The sequence below is a fragment of the Streptomyces wedmorensis genome (assembly GCF_000716445.1).
Taxonomy (GTDB): Bacteria; Actinomycetota; Actinomycetes; order Streptomycetales; family Streptomycetaceae; genus Streptomyces; species Streptomyces wedmorensis.
The window spans coordinates 74,976-98,684 of record NZ_JNWK01000017.1; the positions used below are offsets into that span (position 1 = coordinate 74,976).

Consider the following 23,709-nt stretch of genomic DNA (forward strand, 5'->3'; position numbering starts at 1 on the left):
GGGAGTACGCGCGCCGCCGGAAGATCCGACCGCGTGGCGTAACGCCGCACGATGATCGGTTTTGCCTACATTGCCCTTTTATGCGCTTCAGACGACATCACCTGGGCAGAGTGCTGGCGGCCATCGGTCTCACGGCGGGTTCGCTCGCGTCCGCGGCGGCCGGTCCGGCCGCCGCGGACGTGGTCGAGCCCTTCGGCAAGCGGTACGACGAGTCGCTGTACGGCGACTTCACCACCCTCGGCAACACGGTCATGGGCTGCCCCACCGCCCCCGCCGACCTGGCCGCCCGCTGCGCGACGGCGACGAGCGGTCAGGGCGCCGACAACAACAACACCTTCGTGATGCGGCGCGTCGACGCGGCCGGCCTGGCGCCCGGCCCCGCGCCCGCCCACGGCTCCAGCACCGGCCACGTCGTCGTCCCGGCCGGCGCGGAGGTCGCGTACGCCCGGCTGTTCTGGGGCGGCAACGACGGCACGTACAAGGGCCCGAGCGGCGCGCGGCTCAAGCGCTGCGACATCTCCGGCACGGACGTCGTCCCCTCGCCCGGCGACCCGGCGACGACCGCCCCCGTGATCAAGGTCGGCGCGGGGGCCGCCACGCCGGTCTCGATCGACAGCATGGTCGTGGACCCCGCCGACACCAGCGGCCCGCACTACTACACGGGCGAGTCGGACGTCACCGCCGCCTTCGCGGGCACCTCGGGCACGGACGCGCGGATCTCGGTCGGCAACCTCTGGGCGCCGGAGGGCAAGGGCTGCGTCGCCGGCTGGTCCCTCACCGTCGTCCACCGGTTCCCCGCCCCCGACCCGGTCCACGCCCCCGAGCGCCGGAACGTGTACGTCTACGGCGGCCACGTCCTCCAGCGCTCCACCTCGCCCGCCACCACCGTCACCGTCGACGGCTTCCACCGCGGCCCCGGCAAGGTGCGGGCGAGCGTCACCGCGTACGAGGGCGACTGGAACACCCCGGGCGACAAGTTCCGCGTCGACGGCAAGAACGTCACCGAGGCGCACACCGGCAACACCGACAACTTCTTCATCAGCGAGGACGACGGCGCCGTCTCCCCCAAGTCGGCCAACAACCTCAGCATCGACGCCAAGGCCTTCGACGTCCCCGCGGGCGCCGTCCCGCCCGGCGCGACCTCGGCCGACCTGACCTTCTCCACCAGCGGCGACACCTACGTGCCGTCCGGCCTCGCCTTCTCCGTACCGGTCCCCGACCTGGAGATCACCAAGACGGCGAGCCCCGCCAAGGTCAAGCCCGGCGACACCCTCACGTACACGATCACCGCCAAGAACGTCAGCCCGCTGGACTACCCGAACGCCAGGTTCGGCGACGACCTCACGGGCAACCTCGACGACGCCGACTACAACGGCGACGTCCGCACGGACCTCGGCACGGTCTCGTACGAGAAGCCCAGGATCGGGTACGCGGGGACCATCCCGGCCGGCCGGACGGCGACCGTCACCTACTCGGTGAAGATCAAGAACCCGCCCACCGGCGACGGCAGGCTGCGCAACGCGGTCGAGGTCGAGACCCCCCGCTCCAACTGCGGGGACGGCAGCGAGGACCCGGCCTGCGCCGTGACCCCGGTCCTCGACCTCCCGAAGCCGACCGCGTCCCCGAAGCCGACGGAGCCCTCGCCGGACCCGACGGCCCCCTCGCCGGGCCCGACGGCGCCGCAGCCGCCGGTCGAGTCCGACGAGCCGTCCGCCCCCGGCCCGTCCACGACGGTCCCGGCCCCGCCCTCCTCCCCCGCTCCCCCGGCCCACGGCCCGCAGGCCGGCTCCGCCGGCTCCATGGCGGAGACCGGCGGCGACGGCGAACGCCTCTGGCTGCTCGGCGCCCTCGCCGTGGCCCTCGCGGCGACCGGCCTGGTCGCGAAGGCGGCGATGCGCGGCCGCCGCGACTGATGGGGCGGCCGCCGGTGCGGCCGGTCGCACCACCGTCCGCACCGGGCCGCCACACCGACCGCCACACCGGCCGTCCGACAGGCGAGAACACCCCTGCCCACGCCACTGACCTGCGGTGACTCCCCGTGGCCGAATCGGCCTGTCTCGTATACGTACGTTTGAGCGTTTACGGGACGGGCTAGGTTCGCCACATGGCTACTGTGCTCGTGGCATCCAACCGGGGCCCGGTCTCGTACGTCCTCGGCGACGACGGCTCACTCGACGCCCGCCGGGGCGGCGGCGGCCTGGTCTCGGGCCTGAGCGCCGTGTCCGCCCAGGAGAGCCTGTGGGTGTGCGCGGCGCTCGGCGAGGGCGACCGCGAGGCCGTCCGGCGCGGGATCGGCGAGCCCGGCGTCCGCATGCTGGAGATCGCCCCCGAGGTGTACGCCGACGCGTACAACGGCATCGCGAACTCGGTGCTCTGGTTCCTCCACCACCACCTCTACGACGTCCCCAGCGAACCCGTCTTCGACGCCGGGTTCCGTCGCCGGTGGGAGTCGTACCGCGCCTACAACCGCGCCTTCGCCGAGGCCCTGGCCGCCGAGGCCGACCACGGCGCGGCGGTCCTCGTCCAGGACTACCACCTCGCCCTCGTCCCCGGGCAGCTGCGGGCCCTCCGCCCCGACCTCCGCATCGCCCACTTCACCCACACCCCCTGGGCCTCCCCCGCCTACCTGCGGATGCTCCCGGACGACATCCGCGAGGAACTCCTGGCGGGCATGCTCGGCGCGGACCAGCTGGGCTTCCACACCCGGGCGTGGGCGTCGGCGTTCACCGAGTGCGCGGCCCCCGCCGGCCCCGGCCGCTCACGGGTCGAGGTGTACCCGCTCGGCGTCGACGCCGACGAGCTCCGCGCCCTCGCCCACCGCCCGGAGGTCGACGAGAAGCTGGCCCTGCTCCGTGACGAGGTGGGCGACCGCAGGACCATCGTCCGCGTCGACCGCACCGAACTCTCCAAGAACATCCTGCGCGGCCTCCTCGCCTACCGCGAGCTCCTCACCACCCGCCCGGAATGGCACGACCGCGTCGTCCACCTCGCCTCGGCCTACCCCTCCCGCCAGGACCTCGCCGTCTACCGCGCCTACACCACCGCCGTCTCCGACCTCGCCGAGGAGATCAACGCCGAGTTCGGCACCCCCGGCTGGCAGCCGGTCCTCGTCTCCGTCCAGGACGACTTCCCGCGCTCCCTCGCCGCCTACCGGCTCGCCGACGTGGCCCTCGTCAACCCCGTCCGCGACGGCATGAACCTCGTCGCCAAGGAGATACCGGTCGTCTCCGAATCCGGCTGCGCGCTCGTCCTGTCGACCGGCGCCGGCGCGTACGACGAGCTCAAGGACGACGCCCTCACCGTCAACCCCTTCGACGTCTCCCAGACCGCCGAGGCCCTCCACACCGCCCTCTCCATGCCGCCCGCCGACCGCGCCGACCGCACCAAGCGCCTCGCCGCCACCGCCACCGCCCTCCCTCCCCAGCGCTGGTTCCTGAACCAGCTGGAGGCGCTCAGGAGTTGACGCTCCCGGCGTGCCGCCGACGACCGGGGTCCCGGAGGCCGGCGGTGACGTTCTCGCGGGGGCGGTGAATCTTCTCCTCCGATAATCGGTACGACCTCTCCCCTGAGGGGTCATCTCGTGTCAGACTCTGCGGCGATCGTTCCCCCAGGCGATCCGTTTTTCCCCATGAAGCACATGAGGCAAGCGGAAGGATCGCAAGAGACGTGAAGAAGATTGTCGTGGGCATGACCCTCGGGTCCGCGCTCACCGCACTCCTCGCCGCGGGGCTCACCCCCGCCGCCGCGCAGGAGGCCAGGGAGGGAACACCGGCGGGCGCCAAGGCACACCGCTCGGACAACCGCCCCGGACCGCTCACGAAGCAGCGCAGCGAGCTGCGAGAGAAGGCGATCGACCTGATCGCCAAGGGCAAGGCGAAGGCGAACGCCAAGGGCGTCGTCGAGGTCGCCGACGGCAAGTTCGTGGAGACCCTGACCACGACCGCCCAGCGCCAGGAGAAGATCTTCACGATCCTCTCCGAGTTCGGCGACCAGGGCTCCGGCAAGCTCGGCACCGTCCCCGGCCCGCTGCACAACCAGATCCCCCGACCGGACCGGGCCACGGACAACTCCAACGCCTGGACCGCCGACTTCTCGAAGCCGTACTACGAGAACCTCTTCAACGGCCCCGGCGAGTCGATGAAGACGTACTACGAGAAGCTGTCGGGCGGCCGGTACTCGGTGACCAACACCGTCGAGAACTGGGTCAAGGTCCCCGGCAACGCCTCCAGCTACGGCGACAACGCCGTCGAGGACACCGGCGGCTCGTGGGCCTTCATCCAGGACACCGGCGACGCGTGGTGGAACGCGCAGATCGCCGCCGGCAAGTCGCCGGCCGAGATCGACGCGTACCTCGCGCAGTTCGACGTCTGGGACCGCAACGACTGGGACCACGACGGGAACTTCGACGAGGCCGACGGCTACATCGACCACTTCCAGGCCGTGCACGCCGGAATGGGCGAGGACGCCGGCGGCGGCGCGCAGGGCGAGGACGCCATCTGGTCGCACCGCTGGTTCGTGAACGGCGACGACTACGGCCTCACCGGACCGGACGTCGCCGGCACCCAGAACAAGGGCGGCGGCGCGCGCATCGGCCAGTCCAAGTACTGGCTCGGCGACTACACCACCGAGGGCGAGAACGGCGGACTCGGCGTCTTCTGCCACGAGTTCGGCCACGACCTCGGCCTGCCGGACTACTACGACACCGACGGCGGCGAGAACTCCACCGCCTTCTGGACCCTGATGAGCTCCGGCTCCTGGCTGAGCCACGGCGCCGCCGCCGACGCCGGCATCGGCACCCACCCGGGCCTCATGGGCGCCGAGGAGAAGCTCTTCCTCGGCTGGCTGGACTACAGCGACGCCCCGCTCGGCGCCGACGGCACGTACACCCTGAACCCGGCGCAACTCCAGGTCACCGGCAAGGACCAGGCGGTCCGCGTCGCGCTCCCGGACAAGACGAGCAGCACCACGTACGCGACGCCCGCCTCGGGCACGCACGCCTGGTGGACCGGCTCGGCCGACGGCCTCAACCAGTCCCTCACCCGCTCCGTGCCGGCCGCCCCGCGCGTGACCGTCAAGGCGAGCGCCTGGTACGAGATCGAGGCGGACTTCGACTACCTCTTCGCCGAGTACTCCCTCGACGGCGGCGCCACCTGGGCCCGCGCCGGCGACCCCGTCTCCGGCTCCTCGTCCGGCAGGTGGACGACGCTGCGGTACACATACGACTCCGCCGGCAAGCCGTCGCTGTTCCGCTTCCGCTACCAGAGCGACGGCGGCGTGCACTTCGCCGGCGCGTTCCTCGACGACGTCACGCTGACCTCGGGCGGCACGACCCTGGCGACGGACGACGTCGAGAACGGCGCGAACGGCTGGACCGCACAGGGCCGCTGGAAGATCTCCACCGGCACCGAGACGGCCACCTCCCCGCGGTACTACCTCCTGGAGAACCGCGAGTACGTCGGCTCCGACGCGCTCCTCGCCGAGGGCCCGTACCAGTTCAGCAAGGGCGTCACCGCCCCGGACTGGGTCGAGTACTTCCGCTACCAGAACGGCCTGCTCGTCTGGTACGTCGACCGGTCCTTCGACGACAACAACGTCAGCAACCACCCCGGTGGCGGCTCGGCGATGGCCGTCGACGCCCGCCCGGCGCCCTTCAAGTACGCCGACGGGACCGCGCCCAGCAACCGGCGCCAGCCCTTCGACGCGACCTTCGGCCTGGAGGCCACCGACGCGACCTGCCTCCACAAGGAGGTCCTGGTGGGCAAGGGCGGCAACAAGACCGTCGAGACGCAGGCGGCCTGCGCCCCCTCCGTCCCGGGCATCCCGGTCTTCGACGACACCGACCCCAACGCGTACTACGACACCACGGCCCCCCAGGCCAGCGTGAAGGTCGCCGGCCACGGCGTGCGCGTCACGGTCACCGGTGACGCCGGCGACGACCTGACGATCAGCGTGACCAACCCGGCCGCGCACTGATCGCCGAACCACCCGGCGGGGGCGGTACGGGAAGGCCTTCGGGCCTCCCGTACCGCCCCCGCCGTCTTCCGGGGCCCTCAGGCCTCCCGCACCGCCCCCGCCAGTTCCGTCAGGAACGCGACCACACCCGGCGGGCCCTGCACCGACAGGTCGGCGCGCTCGGCCAGCTCCGTGACCTCGGCGGAGCCGCTGCAGACGAGGAGACCGGGAGTGCCGTCGGACCGCAGCCGCTCGACGGCGGCGAAGGCGGGCAGGTCGCCCAGGTCGTCGCCCGCGTACAGCACCGACCCGGCTCCCACCTCCCGTACGTACTCGGCCAGGGCGACGCCCTTGTCCATGCCGGGTGGCCGCAGCTCCAGGACCATGCGGCCGGGCTCCAGGACGAGACCGTGGTGGGCGGCGAGCTCGCCGAGCGGCCCCTTGAGCGCCTCGAAGGCGCCCTCCGGGTCGAGGGCGCGGCGGGTGTGCACCGCGACCGCCCGGCCCTTCTCCTCGATCCAGACGCCCGGCCACGCACCGGCCCGGTCCAGGAACCCGGGCAGCTCGGCGCGCACGGAGGCGACGCCCGGGTGCGGAGCGGCGGCCTGCACCGTCCCGGTGACGGCGTCCCAGCGCTCCGCGCCGTAGTGGCCGAGCACGACGAGCCGCTCCAGACCCGGCACACCGGCGAAGCCGCCGTAGCGGACGGCGACCCCGGCCGGCCGGCCCGTCACGACGGCGACGGACGCGACCTCGGGGGCGAGCGCCGCGAGCGCCGCCACCGCGCCGGGGTGCGCGCGGGCCTGTTCGGGGTCGGCGACGATCTCGGCGAGGGTCCCGTCGAAGTCGAGCGCCACGACGGCCTTCTCCGGCCGCGCGAGCAGCGCGGCCAGACCGTCGCGGCCTGCGGGCGTGGCCGGGTGCGGGAGGCTACTGACCATGCTTCCGACCCTACCGACGTCCGGCCGTCCCGTCAGTGGGGCCTGGGTCACCCTCGGCCCGGACCTCAGCCGGCGGGGACGACCCTGACGCCGCTGAGGGACGTGAAGGGCGGGCCCATGATGAGCACGCGCTGGTCGCCGGTGGCGGGGTCCACCCGGAACACGGTGGGCTCCCTGGTCAGTGCCTTGTTGTCGGTGACCAGCAGGGTGCCGTCGGCCTCGACGGCGATCGCGGCGGGGGTGTCGAAACTGCCGCCGGAGGTCACGGTGGTCTGCCGCCCGCTCACCGGGTCCACCTTGATCACCCCGCCGGCGAAGCCCTCGAACGCGTTGGCGTCCACGACCACGATGTTCCCGTGGTGGTCGATCACCACGTCCACGGGGCTGCGGAGACTGCCGCCGGACGAGATCACCGTGCGCGCGCCGCTGACCGGGTCGATCCGGACCACCTGCGGCGCGGGAGGTTCGGGGACGGGGCCGGCCTGTTCGACGATCACGATGCTGCCGTCGGCCTCCACGCACAGCCCGCAGGGGCGCAGGGGGTCGGTCCTGGACTCGCCCACCGACAGGACGGTCTGCTCCCCGGTGACGGGGTCGATCCGGATGACGGCGCCCATGCCCTTGGAGAAGAGATCGGCCACGAGGATGTTGCCGTCGCCCTCGACGGCGACGGCGATCGGGCTCACGAGGCTCCCCTCGGACGACACCACCGTCTGCTTCGTCGACCCGTCCACCCGGAAGAGTCGCAGCAGCGTGCCACCGCCGGGATGGTGCCGGTCCTTGGTCACCAGGACGTTGCCGTCGGCTTCGAGCGCGATTCCGGTGGCCCCCACGAGGTCGCCGCCCATGGCGAAGAATCCCCGCAGGCCCGTGGCCGGGTCGAAGAAGTGCACCCCGCCCTGGCAGCCGAAGGTGGACGAGTCGGAGAGCAGGACGGTGCCTGCGGGAAGTCTGCGGTCGGTCGTGGTCACGACGGCTCCTTGAGGAGGGGAGCGAGGGGGACCGATCCACTCAACCCCGCGCCCCGCCGCCGCCCGCGAACCCGCCCCGCGCCACGCCGCCCGGCGGGCGCCGAATCGTCCGATCGCAGCACCGGACAGGCCCCCTGCCCACAGCGCCCGCCCTCCGGGCCACCGGCACCGCTTCCGGCGCCGGCCCTACCGCCGCCTCTGCTTCTCCTCCCGGACCCGGCGCAGCCGGTTGACCGTCACCGGGTCGTGGGCGAGGGCACGCGGGTCGTCGAGGAGTGCGTTGAGCAGCTGGTAGTAGCGCGTCGGGGAGAGACCCAGCCGCTCCCGGACGGCCCGCTCCTTCGCCCCGGGGCCGGGCCAGGACCGACGCTCGAGCGCGAGAAGCGCCTGCTCGCGCTCCCCGAGCGCGCTCTCGTCTCCATCACCAGAGGAAGCAACGTCGTCAGCCGGTTCCCAGGCGTCGTCGGTGGTCATCCGGACTCCTTCTCGTCGTCTGCCACCGGAGCGGGCAACGCGCCCTCCAGCAAGTACAGGATCTCAGCGTTGATCGACCTGCGGTCCGCAGCCGCCTGCGCGACAAGACGGGCGTGGAGATCTTCGGGAATGCGCAGCGCAAAACGGACCATGATGCTACTTTGACATCATGACGACATTAAGGGAAGCGGGAGCGGCCGGGCACGCCCGTTTCGCCTATCGCCTCCGCGTGTCGTCCAGCGCGAGGGCCGCCCTGGAGGCGGAGTGGTCGCGGTGCCGGTGGATCTGGAACGAATCCGTCGCCAAGTCCAAGCAGACTCACCAGAACAACCAGGCGTTGCCCGAAGACGCGGACAAGCCGACGTGCGGCCCGGTTCAGCTCGCGAAAATGCTGACCGAGGCGCGGGCCGGGAACGAGTGGCTTCGCGATGGCGCCTGCGTTCCGCAACAGCAGTTGATCCGAGACTTCGGAAAGTCCCGCGCCAAAGCGCTCAAGGACATCAAGGCGCGGCTTCCTCTGCGACAGCGGGCGGGGATGCCGAAGTACAAGAAGAAGCGCGAGAGCGCGCCAACGCTTGAGTACACCCGGCGCGGCTTCCGATTGAAGGACGGCCGTCTGCACCTCGCGGGCGGCATCGTCGTCACCGTGGTGTGGTCGCGTGCGCTGCCTTCCGATCCGTCCAGCGTGCGCGTCCACCGCGATGGCCTTGGGCATTGGTACGCGTCGTTCGTCGTCGCCACCGAGGTCGAATCACTTCTCGCCACGGGCGCGGCGATCGGCATTGACTGGGGCGTGAAGGAAACCGCCACCACCACCAGCGACGCACACGATCTCCCTCACACCCAGCACGGGAAGAACGCCGCGCAACGTCTCGCCCGGTATCAGCGGATGATGGCTCGACGTAAGCCGAAGCGAGGCGAGGCCGCCTCCAAGGGATACCGCGACGCGAAGCGCCAGACGGCGAAGTTGCACAAGAAGGTCGCCCGTCAGCGTCAGGACACCGGCCGCAAGTGGGCCAAGAAAGTCGTCCGCGACTTCGACCAGCTCGCGGTGGAGGATTTCCGCCCGAAGTTCCTCGCGAAGTCGACCATGACCCGCAAGGCCGCCGACGCGGCTATCTCCGCGACGAAGAAGGCCCTGACCGAGATGGGCCGCAAGCACGGGCGTGGGGTGCACCTGGTGCACCTGGTGCACCCCGCCCACACCACGATGGACTGCGCGGACTGCGGAGCGAGAGCCAAGCACGCACTGCCCCTGTCCGAACGCACTTACACGTGCACCGCGTGCGGAGTCTCCCGACCGAGGGACAAGAACTCCGCCCGCGTGATGCTCGTCCGGGCTGGTCTCGTACCCGGCTGGTGTTGATCTCGTAAGACCTGCCGGACCGCCGGTCCGCAGGCGAAGTGAGCCAGGAATCCCCCTCCTTCAGGAGGGGGAGCGGTCAAACGAACAACCTATTACTCGGCCGCCTCCGCCGCCGTCGCCGCTCGGCCGATGGCGGCGAGGACCTCGGCGGGCTTGGCGCCGGGGGCGACGGCCTTGCCGATGTTCTGCTTGACGTTCTCGCTGACCTTGGCCCAGGAGGTCTTGCCGACCGGCGGGAGCTGGGCGTTGGGGAGGCCCTTGAGGAACTCGCGGAGGTTGGCGTACTCGGGGTCGGTCTCCATGCGGGTGGAGGCGCTGACGGTGACCGGAAGGAGGTCGTTGTCCCCGGCGAACTTCAGGACGTTCTCGTCGCTGAAGACGAAGTTGAGGAAGTCGCCGATCTCCTTGCGGTGACCGTTCTGCTTGAAGCCCATGATCCAGTCGGCGACGCCCATGGAGGACTTGGGCGTGCCGTCGGCGCCGGGGAGGGGGACCTGCCCGACCTTGACGCCCTTCTTGGCGGCCTCCTTGACGAGCGAGGGGTGGCCGTTGAGCATGCCGACCTCGCCGCGCGCGAAGGCGGCGAAGGCGGCCTTGCGGTTGAGCTTGCCGGGGGCGACGGGGCCGGTGAGGCCCTTGCCGACGAGGTTCGTCCGGAGCCACTCGAAGGTGCGGACGTTGGCGTCGGAGTCGACGACGTAGTGGTCGGTGGCGTCGGTCCAGCCGCCGCCTCCGCTGAGCAGCCACATCAGGGTCTCGGCCTGGGCCTCCTCGGGGCCGAGGGGCAGCGCGAAGGGGGTGGGGACGCCGTCGTCCTTCAGCTTCTCGGCGGCGGCGGCCAGCTCGGCCCAGGTCTTGGGGGCCTTGAGCCCGGCTTGGTCGAAGAGTTCCTCGTTGTAGAAGAGGGGCCGGGTGGAGGCCACGAAGGGCAGGCCGTACTGGGTGCGCTTGGACTCGCCGGCGGCGACGAGCGGGGCGAGGAAGTTGGCCTGGACGGGTATGGAGAGGATCTCGTCGGCGGCGTAGAGCTTGCCGGCGTCGGCGTAGTCGGCGTAGGCGCCGATCTGGGCGATGTCGGGGGCGTTGCCGGCCGCGACCATCTCGGCGACCTTGCGGTCGACGTCGTCCCAGGACTCGACCTGGATCTCGATCTTGACGCCGGGGTGCTGCGCCTCGAAGGCGGCGACGAGGTCGGTCCAGTACTTCTTGGTGGAGTCGCCACCGGTCAGGTCGTACTCGGCGGCGACCAGCCGGAGGGTCACGTCGCCGGAGTCGCCTCCGAGGGAGCCGCACCCGGCGACCGTGGCGGTCAGTCCGAGGGCGGCGGCGGCCGCGGTCAGTCCAAGAAATCGTCGCCGCTCCACGGCTTCATCCACCTTTTGCTCGTCGTTGAGCTGCGCGGAGCAAAGTGTTCGCTCTTCGCAGGGCCGCAAGTCTCTCGCGGGACCGGACATGAGGTCTACACCACTTGGGTATCACTTCCGCAACTCGGCTCGGCCCTCGAATTTGTATCCGTACGCAACAATCCTCGGCAGTGGACTAGACCTTTTGGGTGCTCGCGCGACAGACTGTCCCCGTGAGACACGTCATCGCCCTGGATGTGGGCGGCACCGGCATGAAGGCCGCCCTCGTCGGGGCGGACGGCACCCTGCTCCACGAGGCCCGCCGCGCCACCGGGCGCCGCCGCGGCCCCGAGGCCGTGGTGGAGACCATCCTCGGCTTCGCCGAAGAGCTCCGCGCACTCGGCGAGGAACAGTACGGCGAGCCCGCCGCGGCCGCCGGAGTCGCCGTCCCCGGAATCGTCGACGCCGAGAACGGCATCGCCGTCTACGCCGCCAACCTCGGCTGGCGCGACGTTCCCATGCGCGAACTCCTCAGCCGCCGGCTCGACGGCATCCCCGTCGCCCTCGGCCACGACGTGCGCACCGGCGGCCTCGCCGAAGGCCGCATCGGCGCGGGCAACGGCGCCGACCGCTTCCTCTTCGTCCCCCTCGGCACCGGCATCGCCGGCGCCATCGGCATCGGCGACCGCATCGAGGCCGGCGCCCACGGCTACGCCGGCGAGATCGGCCACATCGTCGTCCGCCCCGGCGGCACCGACTGCGGCTGCGGCCAGCGCGGCTGCCTGGAGCGGTACGCCTCCGCCTCCGCCGTCTCCCAGGCATGGGCCGCCGCCAGCGGCGACCCGGACGCCGACGCCGCCGACTGCGCCAAGGCCGTCGAATCCGGCGACGCCGCCGCCGCACGGGTGTGGCAGGACGCCGTCGACGCCCTCGCCGACGGCCTCGTCACCGCGCTCACCCTGCTGGACCCCCGCACGCTCATCATCGGTGGCGGGCTGGCCGAGGCCGGGGAAACCTTGTTCACACCACTTCGGGCCGCGGTGGAGGAGCGAGTCACGTTCCAGAAGCTGCCCGCCATCGTCCCGGCGGCCCTCGGGGACACCGCCGGATGCCTGGGCGCGGGCCTCCTCGCCTGGGACCTGCTCGCCGACCAGCCCCCCACCGACTCGGAGGTTTCCGCCTGATGGCCGATCACAAGGTTCTCGCCGGCGCACACGTCGTGCTGCCCACCGGGATCGTCGAGAACGGACGCGTGATCGTCGACGGCGGCCGCATCGCGGGCAGCGCGCCCGAGGGTGCTCCGAGCATCGACCTGACCGGCCACTGGCTCGTCCCCGGCTTCGTCGACATGCACAACCACGGCGGCGGCGGCGCCTCCTTCACCTCCGGCACGGTCGACGACGTCCTCAAGGGCGTCCACACCCACCGCCTGCACGGCACGACCACCGTCGTCGCCTCCTTCGTCACCGGCGAGATGGACTTCCTGACCCAGCGCGCCGGCCTGCTCTCGGAACTCGCCGAGCAGGGCGACATCGCCGGCCTCCACTTCGAGGGCCCGTTCATCTCCCCCTGCCGCAAGGGCGCCCACGACGAGACGCTGCTCCGCGACCCCGACCCGGCCGACGTCCGCAAGCTCATCGACGCCGGCCGCGGCCAGGCCAGGATGGTCACGCTCGCGACCGAGCTGCCCGGCGGCCTCGACTCCGTACGCCTCCTCACCGAGCACGGCGTGATCGCCGCCATCGGCCACACCGACGCCACGTACGAGCAGACGGTCGCCGCCATCGACGCGGGCGCCACCGTCGCCACCCACCTCTTCAACGCGATGCCCGCCCTCGGCCACCGCACGCCCGGCCCGATCGCCGCGCTCCTGGAGGACGAGCGGATCACCGTCGAGCTCATCAACGACGGCACCCACCTGCACCCCGCCGCCCTGGAACTCGCCTTCCACCACGCCGGGGCCGATCGCGTCGCCTTCATCACCGACGCCATGGACGCGGCCGGCTTCGGCGACGGCAGCTACATGCTCGGCTCCCTGGCCGTCGAGGTGAAGGACAGCGTCGCCCGCCTCGTCGAGGGCGGCTCCATCGCCGGCTCCACCCTCACCCTGGACCGCGCCTTCAAGCGCGCCGTCACCATCGACCGCCTCCCCGTCGAGTCCGTCGTCCAGGCCCTCTCCGCCAACCCCGCCCGCCTCCTCGGCGCGTACGACCGCGTCGGCTCCCTGGAGCCCGGCAAGGACGCCGACATCGTCGTCCTCGACGCCGAGTTCGGCCTCAAGGGCGTCATGCGCAAGGGCGAGTGGATCGTCGACCCGACGGCGGCCGCAGCGGCCTGATCAGGAGTCATGCGCGAAGGCGGTCGGTCCGGGGTCTGGGCCGATCGTCTTTCGTTTGGCATGATCAGTGCCCGTCGAAGCGGTCGTTCCCCAGCCTCCCCACGGGGCGCGGAGCGAGGAGTACGGAGTACGGGGGTGGGACAGGTGATCCTGACGGTCACCCTCAACACGGCACTGGACCTGACCTACCGGGTCCCCGCCCTCACCCCGCACGCCTCCCACCGGGTCACCCAGGTCATCGAACGCCCCGGCGGCAAGGGCCTCAACGTGGCGCGGGTGCTCGCCGCGCTCGGCCACGAGACGGTGGCCACCGGCTTCGCGGGCGGCGCCACCGGCGCCACGCTGCGGGAGCTGCTCGCGCCGACGTCCGTACGGGACGAACTCGTGGAGACCGCGGGGACCACCCGGCGCACCGTCGCGGTCGTCGACACCGCGACCGGCGACACCACGCAGCTCAACGAGCCGGGACCGGCCGTCACCGCCGCCGAGTGGACGGCCTTCCGCAGCCGCTTCGCCGAACTCCTCCACGGAGCAAGGGCGGTGGCGCTCTGCGGCAGCCTCCCGCCGGGCATCCACGTGGGGGCGTACGCGGAACTCGTCCGGCTCGCCCGCGCGGCCGCCGTGCCCGTGCTCCTCGACACCAGCGGGGAACCGCTGCGGCGGGGCATCGCCGCCCGCCCCGACCTGGTCAAGCCCAACGCCGACGAACTCGCGCACCTCACCGGCTCCCGCGAACCCCGCCGGGCCACCCACGACGCGCGCCGCCGGGGCGCCCACGCCGTGATCTCCTCACTCGGCCCCGAAGGCCTCCTCGCCGCCACCCCCGACGGCCTGTGGCGCGCCGCCCCGCCGGCCCCCGTACGCGGCAACCCGACGGGAGCCGGCGACTCCGCCGTCGCAGGCCTCCTCGCCGGCCTCGTCGAAGGCCTCCCCTGGCCCGACCGCCTGGCCCGGGCCGTCGCCCTCTCCGCGGCCACGGTCCTCTCCCCGGTGGCCGGCGAGTTCGACACGGCGGCCTACGAGGAACTCCTGCCGCGCGTGAAGGTGACGGAAGAGGCCCCCTGAGGGGCCGCCTCCGTTACCGGCCTCAGCCCGGGGTGACTTCCAGCCAGTCGAGCAGCACGTTGCACTGGTTGCCCTGCTCGCACGAGATCTTGATCTCGTTCTCGCCCTTCTGGAGGGTGACCGGCGCCCAGGTGGTCTGCCAGTTCTTCTCCAGGTTCGGGTCCGAGGAGTGGACGAAGTTCTTCAGGCCGAGCGGGTTCGAGTTCGGCGTGCCGTTGACCGTCAGCGTGGCGTTGGCGTCCACCGCCGGGATCGCGTAGCGCACGGTCAGGCGGTACTTGCCGTCCGACGGCATGTTCGCCTTCCAGGTCACCGAGGCGCCGACCTGGTTGAAGCCCGACACGTACACGCCGCCCGCGCCCTCGGCGCCCTTGACGACGGTCTCCGTGCCGGCCGAACCACCCAGCTTCAGCGTCGCCGCGTCCTGCTTGGGGAGCTCCTCCGGGGTCTTGTCGGTGCTCGGCTCGGAGCTGGGCGTCTCGGAGGCCTGGGAGGGCGCGGTCGTGGGGGTGCCCCCGCCGGCCTTGTCGTCCTTGTCCTTGTCGCCCGAGTTGGAGATCACGGCCGCGGTGATGCCGATCACGACGACCGCGACGACCGCGACGGCGCCGATGAGGATGCCGCGGGTGTTGGGGCCGCCGCCGGAGCCGCCGCCGCGCTGGGGCGGGATCGGCGTCTGACGGGTCTGCGGGCCGCCGGGACCACCGTGGCCGCCGCCGTAGGTCTCCGGCGCGGCGTACTGCGCCTGCGGCTGGCCGTACGGGGCCTGCTGCTGCGGCACGTACGGCTGCTGCTGGTGCTGGCCGTACTGGCGCTCGCCGACCGTTCTGACCTGGTTGTACGAGGTTCGGGGCACGCCGGGCTGGGCGGGGGCGGGGCCGGGGTAGCCGTAGCCACCGCCTTGCGGGGGCTGGGCGCCCGCTGCCTGGCCGTCCGCGTACAGGTAGCCGAACGGATCGTCGTCCTCGGGCTTGTTCGCGCCGTCGTTACCGGCAGCCATCCGGGTCATCCTCTCCATGCTCGCCAGCCGTCGCCGACCGGCCGAGCCTACCCCGAACGGACGAGCGCGCGACTCAGCCCGCCCGTCGGTGGACCTTCGCGCGGGAGCGTTTCTCCACGTACATCCGCTGGTCGGCGGAGTTCAGGACCTCTTCTACGGTCATCCCGCACTCGGCCCAACCGATGCCGAAACTCGCCCCCACCCGGACCGCCCGCCCGTCCACCCGGATCGGCGGGATGATCGCGTTGCGGAGGCGTACGGCCAGGTCGGCGGCGTCCGCGGAGCCGAGGCCGTCGGCGAGGACGACGAACTCGTCACCGCCGAGCCGGGCCACGGTGTCGCCGTCCCGCACACCGGTGGTGAGCCGGCGGGCGACCTCGATGAGGACGGCGTCGCCAGTGTGGTGACCGAACCGGTCGTTGATCGACTTGAAGCCATCCAGGTCGCAGAAGAGGACCGCGAGCCCCTTGGTGCCGTCGTCGACCTCCCCGCCCGTCGGGGCGACCGCGTGGACGTGGTGGTCGTACGGCCCGGCGCCGCCCGCCGGCTCGAAGCCGAAGCCGTGCTCGTGCTCGTGCTCGTACGGCTGCGGCTCGTAGCCGGAGTCGTAGGAGGTGTCGTACGAGGACTCGTGCCCGGTCGCGTAGCCGCCGTCGCGCGCGGAGTCGTAGGTGCCGTACGCGGCCTCGTCCCCCGGCGCCGACGGGCGCTCGCAGATGCGGGCCGAGAGACGGGAGCGCAGCTCGGCGCTGTTGGGCAGGCCGGTGAGGGCGTCGTGCGAGGCCCGGTGGGCGAGCTGGAGCTCGTGCCGCTTGCGCTCCTCGATGTCCTCGACGTGGGTGAGGAGGAAGCGGGGGCCGTCGGCGGTGTCGGCGACGACCGAGTTGCGGAGGGAGACCCAGACGTACGTGCCGTCGCGCCGCCCGAGCCGCAGCTCGGCCCGGCCGCCCTCGGCGGAGGTCCTGAGCAGGGTCCCGATGTCCTCGGGGTGGACGAGGTCGGCGAAGGAGTAGCGCCGCATCACGGAGGCGGGGCGGCCGAGGAGCCGGCACAGGGCGTCGTTGGTGCGGAGCAGCCGGCCGTGCTGGTCGCCGCCCATCTCGGCGATGGCCATGCCGGAGGGCGCGTACTCGAAGGCCTGCCGGAAGGACTCCTCGCTGGCCCGCAGGGCCTGCTGCTCGCGCTCCAGGCGGACCAGGGCGCGCTGCATGTTGGAGCGGAGGCGCGCGTTGCTGATGGCGATGGCCGACTGGGAGGCGTACATCTGGAGCGCCTCCTGGCCCCAGGGGCCCGGGTGCCGGCCGTTGCGCGGGCGGTCGACGGATATGACGCCGAGGAGCTCGCGGCCGGAGCCGGAGGCGTACATCGGGGCGTAGAGCCGGTCGTGCGGGTGCCACTCGTCCTCGAAGCGGGGCGCCGGGCCGTCGGTGTGCCACTGGGGGACGTCGTCCTCCATCAGCACCCATCCCTCGGTGTGCGGGATGAACCTCAGGTCGCCCCAGGCGACGCCCATGGAGAGACGCCGCTCCCAGGACTCGCGGGGGCCGACCCGGCCGGTGATCAGGGCCTCGGCGGCGGAGCTTCCGGCGAACGCGGCGACGACCAGGTCACCGTCGGGACGGACGAGGTTGACGCAGGCCAGCTCGTAGTTGAGACCCGCGACGACGCCGTCGGCGACGGTCTGCAGGGTGTCCGCCAGGCTGCGGGCAGTGTTGAGGTCCGCCACGACCTGATGCAGCTGCCGCAGGGTCGAGAGACGGACGTACGGCTCCGACTCGGTCTCCATCGCTCGCTCTCCCCGAGACCTCGACAGCAACTCCAGGGTTCTCATCGGCTACGTGTTGCACTGTCACTGCCACTGAATCACAGCGAGCTGCGCACCCGGTACACAGGGTCAGCAAATACTGCCCTCTGTGACTCAAGTCACAGCAGCTCATGGCGGGTCGCACCTTTCCTCCCGAGGCCTCGCGCCATAGGGCGGAAGGGCCCCCTCCGCCCGGCGGGCCGGGCGGGACTTTCGGACAGGACCTAGGACCGGCGGGGGTGGCGGACTGGTCCCCGGGGCCGATGCGCGCGGCTCGGGCGCCGGATTAGCGTGCTGGTGTGCTGCAGAAGACCCCCGCCCCGCCCCCCGTCTCCGACCTGGCCATCCCGCATGCTGAGGGGGTGAGCAACGACGAGTTCCGGGCGGCCATGTCCCGCCTCGCGTCGGGCGTGGTCCTGGTGACCGCGCACGACCCCGACGACGGCCCGCGCGGCGAGGACGTCGGCATGACGGCCACCGCCTTCATGTCGGTATCCCTCGACCCGCCCCTCGTCCTGGTCAGCCTCCGCAACGACTCCCGCATGGACGACCTGCTCACCGACGTCCCCGTCTGGGCGGTCTCGATGCTCGCCGAGGACCAGCGGCACGTCGCCGGCCGCTTCGCCATGAAGAACCGCGTCAGCGACCGGCTCCTCTTCGCCGACCTCCCCCACACCCGCGGCGAGGAGAGCGGCGCCCCCCTGATGGGCGGCGCGCTGGCCACCCTGGAGTGCCGCACCGAGAGCCGCGTCGTCGCCGGCGACCACACCCTCGTCGTGGGCCGCGTCCTGACCGCCGCCCTGCCGTCCGCCTCGAGCATCGGCCCGCTCACGTACTTCCAGGGCAAGTACCGCCACCTGTCCTGAACACGGCGCTCGACCGGCGCTCAGCTCCCGTCACGGGAGCGGCGGGCGCTCAGCTCCAGTCTCGGGACTGACGGGTCTTCTTCGTCTCCGAGCGCTGCTTCTTCTCGCGCAGCCGCCGCTCGTTGATCCCGCGCGGGATCTTCGTCGGCCTGCGGGGCTTCGGCGGCGGGGCCGTCGCCTCGGCGAGGAGCGCGGCGAGTCGCACCGCCGCCGTCTCGCGGTTGCGCCACTGGGAGCGGTGCTCCGACGCGCGCACCGACACGACGCCGTTGACGAGGCGGGACGCGAGGCGCTCCAGGGCGCGCGCCTTCCACACCTCGGGGAGCGCCTCGGTGGCCGCGAGGTCGAAGCGGAGCTCCACCTGCGAGTCGCTGGTGTTGACGTGCTGCCCGCCCGGCCCCGACGACCGCGAGAAACGCCACTGGAGCTCGGCCTCGGGAAGCGAGACGGAGCCGCGGATGGGATACGGACCGGACATGCCTTCCATGTTCCCCGGAGGGGGCCATGGGAGTCATCCTGTTTTCGCCACGGATCCCACGGGAAACCCTGCGGAAGACCGGGCGGGAACCGCCGGAGCCGCACACGCGTTTCTCCAGGCGACGACATCACGATGAAAGGGACTTTCCATGGCTGTGAGCCTGTCCAAGGGCGGCAACGTCTCCCTGACCAAGGAGGCCCCGGGCCTCGCCGCCGTCACCGTGGGCCTCGGCTGGGACGTCCGCACCACCACCGGCACCGACTTCGACCTCGACGCCTCGGCGATCGGCGTGGACGCCGCCGGCAAGGTCGCCTCCGACGCCCACTTCGTCTTCTTCAACAACAAGTCGACGCCGGACCAGACCATCGTCCACACCGGTGACAACCGCACCGGCGAGGGCGGCGGCGACGACGAGCAGATCAACGTCAACCTCGCGGCCCTCCCGCCGAACGTCGACAAGATCGTCTTCCCGGTCTCCATCTACGACGCGGTCAACCGCTCGCAGAACTTCGGCCAGGTGCGCAACGCGTACATCCGCATCGTCAACCAGGCCGGCGGAGCCGAGCTCGCCCGCTACGACCTCTCCGAGGACGCGGCCGTCGAGACCGCCATGGTCTTCGGCGAGCTCTACCGCAACGGCGCCGAGTGGAAGTTCCGCGCCGTCGGCCAGGGCTACGCGTCCGGCCTCGAGGGCATCGCCCGCGACTTCGGCGTCAACCTCTGATCCGTCGCGCGCCGGTAGAGCCCCGGCCGGGTTTCCCGGCCGGGGCTCTACCCTGTCCGCGTGATCGTCGAAGCCCTCGCCCCCAAGGCCCTGGAGGACGGCGCCGCCCTCCCCGGCGCGCTGCTCACCGAACTCACCGCGCTGTACGCGTCGAACGCGGAGTTCCAGCAGCTCAGCGGTGACTTCCCGGATCCGTCCGACATCCGGCCCGAGCAGGTCGCGGCCGCACTCGCCGACGACCTCGCCGAGCCCACCGCCGAGGTGCTGCTCGCCCGTTCCGAGGGCCGGCTCGTGGCCGTCGCCGTGACGCTCGGCCGCCACCCCGACCCGGCCGACCCCGATCCGTGGCTGGGGCTCCTCATGGTCCACGCGGACGAGCACCGCACGGGCCACGGCCGCCGGCTCGCCGCGTACGTCGAGGACCGCTTCCGCACGGCCGGCCGCACCGGCCTGCGGCTCGCCGTCCTGGAGAACAACCCGAAGGCCCTCGCCTTCTGGACCTCCCTCGGTTACGAGGAGACCGCCCGCCGCCCGGACCTCGCCCACGGCCGCCCGTGCGTCGTCCTGCGAAAGCCCCTGGCCCGGATCTAGAGCCGGTCCGGCTTCCCGTCGCTAAGGGCGGTCCGGCTTCCCGTCGCCGAGGCCGGTCCGGTCTCCCCGTCGCCGAGGCCGGTCCGGCTTCCCGTCGCTAAGGGCGGTCCGGCTTCCCGTCGCTAAGGGCGGTCCGGCTTCCCGTCGCTAAGGGCGGTCCGGCTTCCCGTCGCCGTACAGCCAGACGTCCCACAGGCCGTCGAGGTCCTTCCCCGCCACGCTCTCCGCGTAGGCCGTGAAGTCGCCCGTGGAGGCGTTGGCGTGCCGGTACTTCGCGGGCCAGCCGCGCAGGATCTCGTCGAAGACGGGGTCGCCGACGGTCTCGCGCAGCTTGTGCAGGACCATCGCGCCACGCTGGTAGACGGGCGGGTCGAAGAGGTTGCCGGGGCCGGGCGGTGCGGCCGGCGGGAAGGCCCAGTTGGCGTCCTGGGCGAAGGCCCGCTCGAAGTGGGTCCGGGCGGGGACGTCCTCGTACTCCTCCGTGTACAGCCATTCGGCGTACGTGGCGAAGCCCTCGTTCAGCCACAGGTCCCGCCAGGTCGCGGGGGTGACCGAGTTCCCGTACCACTGGTGGGCCAGCTCGTGGACGAGGGTCGTCCGGTCGAACGACGCGGCGGGGAAGACGGGCCGCGTCTGCGTCTCCAGGGCGTAGCCGAGCGGCCCGTCCTTCACGACGATCGCGCCGGCGGCGGAGAAGGGGTACGGCCCGAACCGATCCGCCTGCCGTTCGAGGATCACCGGGATCTCGGCCCGCAACGCCGCCGTGTCCGCCGTGACGGACGCCTCGACGGCGGTCAGCACGGGCACGGAACCGGCGTCCGTACCGGAACCGGCGTCGGCCGCGCGCCCGGCGGCGGTCGCCGTCCCCGTCTCGTAGCGGCCGATCGCGACCGTCGCCAGGTAGCTCGCCATCGGCTCCGGCGTGTGCCACACGGTGGTGACGCGGCCGTCGGCGGCCGTACGGCGCTCGGTCCTCACCCCGTTGGAGAACGCTTCGAGGCCCGCCGGAACGGTGAGCGTGATGTCGTACGCGGCCTTGTCGGAAGGGTGGTGGTTGCCGGGGAACCAGGTCTTGGAGCCCTCCGGCTCGCCGACCGCGACTGCCCCGCCGGCGGTGCGCAGCCAGCCCTCCGCCGAGCCGTCCGCGTCGGTGATCGGCTCGGGCACGCCCGCGTACCTGATGGTGGCCCGGAACTCCGCGCCCTTCGGGATCTCGTCGTGGGGCCGCAGCGTCAGCTCGTCACCGGCGCGGTTGTACGCGGCGCGGGCTCCGTCGACGGTCGCGCCGCTCACCGTGAGGCCGGCGAGGTCGAGGTTGAAGGCGCTGAGGTCCTGGGTGGCGCGGGCGGTGATCTCGGCGGTGCCGTCGATCCGCCCGGTGCCGGGGTCGTAGGCCAGGGACAGGGCGTAACGGCCCACGTCGTAGCCGCCGTTGCCCAGCTTCGGGAAGTACGGGTCGCGCAGCCCGGCGGCCCCGGGGGTGCCACGGACCCCGCCGGTGGCCCCCGTGCATCCGCCCGCGAGCAGCGCGAGGGCGACGAGGGCGGCGGCGGCTCCGGTCCGGTTGCGCTGGGTCACGTACCGATCCTAAGCAACCCTCCCGAACCGGGCGCATACGGACCGGACCGCGGACACGCGGACACGCGGGAACGCGGGAACGCGGGAACGCGGGAACGCGGGAACGCGGGAACGCGGGAACGCGGGAACGCGGGAACGCGGGAACGCGGGAACGCCGGGGGGCTGTCACGGCCCGGCTCGGCCGATGCACCGCGCACCGCGCACCGCGCACTGCGCACTGCGCACTGCGCACTGCGCACTCGCCGAGCCGAGCGGGGCCGTCAGAGGACACCCCGCGGGTGCGGGGTGTCCTCTGACGGCGGGGCGCCTACTTGGCGAGGGAGGCGACGCCGGCCTGGGCGAACTTCTCGTCGAGGTCGCCGGAGGGGGCGCCGGCGACGCCGATGCCGGCGATGGGGGCGCCCTTGGCGGTGACGGGGGCGCCGCCGCCGAGGAAGAGGGTGAGGCGCTGCGGGGAAGGTGTTCGTTCGCTCTGGAATCCATCCTGTGGCCGGTACCCGGTCCCGCCGGTCCGCGTACCGGCTGCCCTCCTCGCGCACACTGGAGGACGGCCGGGTCAGCCGATCGGTTGATGCCCCTGTGGTCCCCGCGGGCCACGATGGAGAGATAACCCCAGGTCAGGGGCGCAAGGAGGTGCGAGGGTGACACGGCCGAAGGAACAGGAGCAGGACCCGGACACCCGATGGCTGGCACGGGTCATGCACATCGCCTTCTTCCTCCTCCTCGGCGCCTCGCTGGCCCGCTTCCTGCTGCGCCACCCCTGGGAGGACCGCAGCCCCTGGATCGTCGCCCTCTCCGGCGCGCTCGCCTCCCTGTACCTCCTCGGCCCCGTCGTCGGCACGCGGGCGGCCCCCCGCAGGCTCGCCTGGCTGGGCACGGTCGTCGCCGTCTGGATCGTCCTCGTCGTCCTCGCCCCCAGCTTCGCCTGGTGCGCCGTCCCGCTCTTCTACACGGGCCTGCGGACCCTCCCGGCGCGCGCCGCCCTCGGCCTCGTCACCCTGCTCACCGCGTTCGTGGTCTTCGCCCAGGTGCAGCTCGCGCACGGCGGCTGGGACCCCAACCTGATCGTCGCCCCGCCGGCCGTCGCCGCCATCGCGACCGGCGTGTTCGTGTACTCCGACCGGCAGGCCGCCCGACAGCGGGCCCTCATCAACGACCTCATCCGCACCCGGCGCGAACTGGCCGCCATCGAACGGCGCGAGGGGACGCTCGCGGAGCGCCAGCGGCTGTCGATGGAGATCCACGACACCCTCGCCCAAGGCCTGTCCAGCCAGCAGATGCTCCTCCAGGCCGCCGACCGGACCTGGGACAGCGATCCGTCGACCGCCCGCCGCCACGTCCGTACCGCCGAGTCCATCGCCGAGCGGAACCTCGCCGAGGCCCGCCGGTTCGTCCACGACCTGGCCCCCGCCGACCTCGCCGAAGGCGGCGGCCTCGAAGAGGCGCTGCGCGGCCTCGCCACCCGCGAGTCGGCCGACTTCCGGATCGACGGGACCGCGGTGCCGCTGCCCGAACGGGTGCAGTCGGCGCTGCTGCGCATCGCGCAGGGCGCCCTCGCCAACATCCGCGAACACGCCGACGCCGAATCCGCCGCCCTCACCCTCACCTACCTCGACGACCAGGTCGTCCTCGACATCGCCGACGACGGCCACGGCTTCGACCCCGCCGACACCCCCGGCGGCGTGTCGGCGAGGCGGGCAGCGGCGAGGAGGCCGTCGCCATGGCGGCCAAGCTGAAGCCGGACGTCGTCCTCATGGACCTCCAGCTCGGCGCGGGCATCGACGGCGTCGAGGCGACCCGCCGGATCGCCCCCACCGGCGTCCACGTCCTCGTCCTCACCACGTACGACACGGACGCCGACATCACCCGCGCCATCGAGGCCGGCGCGACCGGCTACCTCCTGAAGGCCGAACGGCCCGAGGAGCTCTTCGCCGCCATCCACTCCGCCGCCCAGGGCCGCACCGCCCTCTCCCCGCCCGTCGCCAGCCGCGTCATGGACGTGATGCGCGGCGCCGCGGGACCCAGCCTCACCGACCGGGAACGCGACATCCTCGGCCAGCTCGGCCGCGGCCTCGGCAACCGCGAGATCGCCCGCGCCCTCTTCATCAGCGAGGCAACCGTGAAGACCCACCTCGGCCGCATCTACGCCAAGCTCGGCGTCGACACCCGCGCGGGCGCCGTGGCGGTCGCGAAGGAACGCCGCCTGCTGCCCTAGGGG

General features: G+C 72.4%; 20 protein-coding genes and 2 pseudogenes. 12 read left to right on the forward strand and 10 right to left on the reverse strand.

Translation table 11 applies throughout. The features are described from left to right. Positions 1-80: 80 nt before the first annotated feature. The 3 genes from OO54_RS15860 (at position 81) to OO54_RS15870 (ending at position 5,973) form a co-directional block, all read left to right on the forward strand. Entirely contained in the window at positions 81-1,913 is a 1,833-nt protein-coding gene (locus OO54_RS15860) for a DUF7927 domain-containing protein (protein ID WP_033203661.1), read from the forward strand. Positions 1,914-2,104: 191 nt separating this feature from the next. Then, positions 2,105-3,463, forward strand: a complete 1,359-nt coding sequence (locus OO54_RS15865) for an alpha,alpha-trehalose-phosphate synthase (UDP-forming) (RefSeq protein ID WP_078905214.1) — start codon at positions 2,105-2,107, stop codon at positions 3,461-3,463. A 203-nt stretch (positions 3,464-3,666) separates the two neighbouring features. After that, positions 3,667-5,973: an immune inhibitor A domain-containing protein gene (locus OO54_RS15870; RefSeq protein ID WP_033203664.1), complete on the forward strand. Its 2,307-nt coding sequence runs from the start codon at positions 3,667-3,669 to the stop codon at positions 5,971-5,973. Positions 5,974-6,050: 77 nt separating this feature from the next. Here OO54_RS15870 and otsB read toward each other — a convergent pair whose 3' ends face one another. The 4 genes from otsB to OO54_RS15890 all read right to left on the reverse strand — a co-directional run bounded on the left by otsB (position 6,051) and on the right by OO54_RS15890 (position 8,490). Further along, on the reverse strand, positions 6,051-6,893 hold the full coding sequence (otsB, locus tag OO54_RS15875; protein WP_033203668.1) for a trehalose-phosphatase: 843 nt from the start codon (positions 6,891-6,893) through the stop codon (positions 6,051-6,053). 65 nt (positions 6,894-6,958) lie between these two features. Then, positions 6,959-7,864, reverse strand: coding sequence for a Vgb family protein (locus OO54_RS15880; RefSeq protein ID WP_033203676.1), 906 nt, complete (start codon positions 7,862-7,864; stop codon positions 6,959-6,961). A 186-nt stretch (positions 7,865-8,050) separates the two neighbouring features. Then, positions 8,051-8,338, reverse strand: coding sequence for a DUF3263 domain-containing protein (locus OO54_RS15885; RefSeq protein WP_033203677.1), 288 nt, complete (start codon positions 8,336-8,338; stop codon positions 8,051-8,053). Further along, positions 8,335-8,490: a FitA-like ribbon-helix-helix domain-containing protein gene (locus OO54_RS15890; RefSeq protein ID WP_051786977.1), complete on the reverse strand. Its 156-nt coding sequence runs from the start codon at positions 8,488-8,490 to the stop codon at positions 8,335-8,337. Before OO54_RS15890 ends, OO54_RS15885 begins: the two co-directional genes overlap by 4 nt. A gap of 17 nt (positions 8,491-8,507) precedes the next feature. Here OO54_RS15890 and OO54_RS41560 point away from each other — a divergent pair. Then, positions 8,508-9,723, forward strand: a pseudogene (locus tag OO54_RS41560) (RNA-guided endonuclease InsQ/TnpB family protein); the annotation flags it as partial. 73 nt (positions 9,724-9,796) lie between these two features. On the opposite strand, the gene OO54_RS15900 reads toward OO54_RS41560, so the two are convergent. Then, the gene (locus OO54_RS15900) at positions 9,797-11,080 is read right to left on the reverse strand and encodes an extracellular solute-binding protein (protein ID WP_033203678.1); all 1,284 of its coding nucleotides are present in this window, start codon (positions 11,078-11,080) and stop codon (positions 9,797-9,799) included. A 200-nt stretch (positions 11,081-11,280) separates the two neighbouring features. Here OO54_RS15900 and OO54_RS15905 point away from each other — a divergent pair, with 200 nt between their 5' ends. The 3 genes from OO54_RS15905 to OO54_RS15915 all read left to right on the forward strand — a co-directional run bounded on the left by OO54_RS15905 (position 11,281) and on the right by OO54_RS15915 (position 14,450). Continuing rightward, on the forward strand, positions 11,281-12,231 hold the full coding sequence (locus tag OO54_RS15905) for an ROK family protein (protein WP_033203679.1): 951 nt from the start codon (positions 11,281-11,283) through the stop codon (positions 12,229-12,231). Further along, positions 12,231-13,385 carry an N-acetylglucosamine-6-phosphate deacetylase gene (gene nagA / locus OO54_RS15910; protein ID WP_033203680.1) on the forward strand — a complete coding sequence of 385 codons (1,155 nt, stop codon included), beginning with the start codon at positions 12,231-12,233 and terminating at the stop codon, positions 13,383-13,385. Before OO54_RS15905 ends, nagA begins: the two co-directional genes overlap by 1 nt. Positions 13,386-13,529: 144 nt before the next feature. Beyond that, the gene (locus OO54_RS15915) at positions 13,530-14,450 is read left to right on the forward strand and encodes a 1-phosphofructokinase family hexose kinase (protein WP_033203851.1); all 921 of its coding nucleotides are present in this window, start codon (positions 13,530-13,532) and stop codon (positions 14,448-14,450) included. 22 nt (positions 14,451-14,472) lie between these two features. Here OO54_RS15915 and OO54_RS15920 read toward each other — a convergent pair whose 3' ends face one another. Both OO54_RS15920 and cdgB read right to left on the reverse strand, forming a co-directional pair. Next, positions 14,473-15,450 carry a CBM35 domain-containing protein gene (locus OO54_RS15920; RefSeq protein WP_033203853.1) on the reverse strand — a complete coding sequence of 326 codons (978 nt, stop codon included), beginning with the start codon at positions 15,448-15,450 and terminating at the stop codon, positions 14,473-14,475. Between the two features lie 73 nt (positions 15,451-15,523). Further along, entirely contained in the window at positions 15,524-17,236 is a 1,713-nt protein-coding gene (gene cdgB / locus OO54_RS15925) for a diguanylate cyclase CdgB (protein WP_033203681.1), read from the reverse strand. Positions 17,237-17,553: 317 nt separating this feature from the next. On the opposite strand from cdgB, the gene OO54_RS15930 reads away from it, so the two are divergent. Continuing rightward, the gene (locus OO54_RS15930; protein WP_033203683.1) at positions 17,554-18,120 is read left to right on the forward strand and encodes a flavin reductase family protein; all 567 of its coding nucleotides are present in this window, start codon (positions 17,554-17,556) and stop codon (positions 18,118-18,120) included. 49 nt (positions 18,121-18,169) lie between these two features. Here the strand turns inward: OO54_RS15930 and arfB are convergent, their stop codons facing one another. Further along, on the reverse strand, positions 18,170-18,607 hold the full coding sequence (arfB, locus tag OO54_RS15935) for an alternative ribosome rescue aminoacyl-tRNA hydrolase ArfB (protein ID WP_017238250.1): 438 nt from the start codon (positions 18,605-18,607) through the stop codon (positions 18,170-18,172). 139 nt (positions 18,608-18,746) lie between these two features. Between arfB and OO54_RS15940 the strand changes: the two genes are divergently transcribed. Both OO54_RS15940 and OO54_RS15945 read left to right on the forward strand, forming a co-directional pair. After that, complete coding sequence (locus tag OO54_RS15940; RefSeq protein WP_017238251.1) at positions 18,747-19,322, forward strand: TerD family protein; 576 nt, start codon at positions 18,747-18,749, stop codon at positions 19,320-19,322. A gap of 60 nt (positions 19,323-19,382) precedes the next feature. After that, the gene (locus tag OO54_RS15945; protein ID WP_033203684.1) at positions 19,383-19,913 is read left to right on the forward strand and encodes a GNAT family N-acetyltransferase; all 531 of its coding nucleotides are present in this window, start codon (positions 19,383-19,385) and stop codon (positions 19,911-19,913) included. Positions 19,914-20,060: 147 nt separating this feature from the next. Here OO54_RS15945 and OO54_RS15950 read toward each other — a convergent pair whose 3' ends face one another. After that, positions 20,061-21,491, reverse strand: a complete 1,431-nt coding sequence (locus tag OO54_RS15950) for a M1 family metallopeptidase (protein ID WP_033203685.1) — start codon at positions 21,489-21,491, stop codon at positions 20,061-20,063. A gap of 307 nt (positions 21,492-21,798) precedes the next feature. After that, positions 21,799-22,032, reverse strand: a complete 234-nt coding sequence (locus OO54_RS15955) for a heme-binding protein (protein WP_033203687.1) — start codon at positions 22,030-22,032, stop codon at positions 21,799-21,801. Between the two features lie 100 nt (positions 22,033-22,132). Here OO54_RS15955 and OO54_RS15960 point away from each other — a divergent pair, with 100 nt between their 5' ends. Further along, positions 22,133-23,227, forward strand: coding sequence for a sensor histidine kinase (locus OO54_RS15960; RefSeq protein WP_425348020.1), 1,095 nt, complete (start codon positions 22,133-22,135; stop codon positions 23,225-23,227). Then, positions 23,176-23,706 (forward strand): annotated as a pseudogene (locus OO54_RS15965) (LuxR C-terminal-related transcriptional regulator); the annotation flags it as partial. The gene OO54_RS15960 and the pseudogene OO54_RS15965, both read left to right, overlap by 52 nt. Positions 23,707-23,709 lie beyond the last annotated feature (3 nt).

Bases quoted from the DNA above. Each gene is read 5' to 3' on its own strand.
- OO54_RS15940 (WP_017238251.1), top strand. From the start codon at position 18,747: ATGGCTGTGAGCCTGTCCAAGGGCGGCAACGTCTCCCTGACCAAGGAG.
- OO54_RS15865 (WP_078905214.1), top strand. From the start codon at position 2,105: ATGGCTACTGTGCTCGTGGCATCCAACCGGGGCCCGGTCTCGTACGTC.
- OO54_RS15890 (WP_051786977.1), bottom strand. From the start codon at position 8,490: ATGGTCCGTTTTGCGCTGCGCATTCCCGAAGATCTCCACGCCCGTCTT.
- OO54_RS15885 (WP_033203677.1), bottom strand. From the start codon at position 8,338: ATGACCACCGACGACGCCTGGGAACCGGCTGACGACGTTGCTTCCTCT.
- nagA (WP_033203680.1), top strand. From the start codon at position 12,231: ATGGCCGATCACAAGGTTCTCGCCGGCGCACACGTCGTGCTGCCCACC.
- cdgB (WP_033203681.1), bottom strand. From the start codon at position 17,236: ATGGAGACCGAGTCGGAGCCGTACGTCCGTCTCTCGACCCTGCGGCAG.
- OO54_RS15920 (WP_033203853.1), bottom strand. From the start codon at position 15,450: ATGGCTGCCGGTAACGACGGCGCGAACAAGCCCGAGGACGACGATCCG.
- otsB (WP_033203668.1), bottom strand. From the start codon at position 6,893: ATGGTCAGTAGCCTCCCGCACCCGGCCACGCCCGCAGGCCGCGACGGT.
- OO54_RS15860 (WP_033203661.1), top strand. From the start codon at position 81: ATGCGCTTCAGACGACATCACCTGGGCAGAGTGCTGGCGGCCATCGGT.
- arfB (WP_017238250.1), bottom strand. From the start codon at position 18,607: ATGGAAGGCATGTCCGGTCCGTATCCCATCCGCGGCTCCGTCTCGCTT.